This window comes from Aeromonas sp. HMWF016 (assembly GCF_963878195.1).
In the GTDB taxonomy this organism is placed as follows: Bacteria; Pseudomonadota; Gammaproteobacteria; order Enterobacterales; family Aeromonadaceae; genus Aeromonas; species Aeromonas lacus.
Window position 1 is genome coordinate 10,504 of record NZ_CAWNWX010000033.1, and the last position, 399, is coordinate 10,902.

Annotated in this window: 1 protein-coding gene; it reads right to left on the reverse strand. The window is 63.4% G+C overall.

Features of this window, described 5'->3' with window-relative positions; translation table 11 throughout:
- Nucleotides 1–399, reverse strand: a 399-nt coding sequence (locus AACS24_RS04760; protein ID WP_258223104.1) for a Sua5/YciO/YrdC/YwlC family protein, incomplete at both ends; no start/stop codon positions are given.

Below are 399 nucleotides of genomic sequence, written 5' to 3' on the forward strand. Positions count from 1 at the left end.
GGGTGCAGGATGGGGCGATTGTGATCCAGGATGCCGTCAATCTCGCTGCCGAGTTCCCTGACCACCGCCTCGCACTCGATGAGGATCGGGCTGCCGCGGCTGTTGGCGCTGGTGGCTACCAGCGGCATGGCGCAGGCATCCAGCAGCAACTGGTGCAGCGGGGTATAGGGGAGCATGACCCCAAGGTAGGGGATGCCTGGGGCTATCCCCTCAGCCAGCGGCGTGGCTGACTGTCCAGATTCTGAGTGCCGATCATCATTTTTGCGTTTGCGCAGCAGGATGATGGGTCTGGCCTGAGAGGCGAGCAGCGTCCACTCGTCTTCGCTGCCGGTGACATGCAGTTTGGCCTCGGCAAGGGAGCCCATCATCACAGCCAGCGGCTTGCGTTCGCGTCGCTTG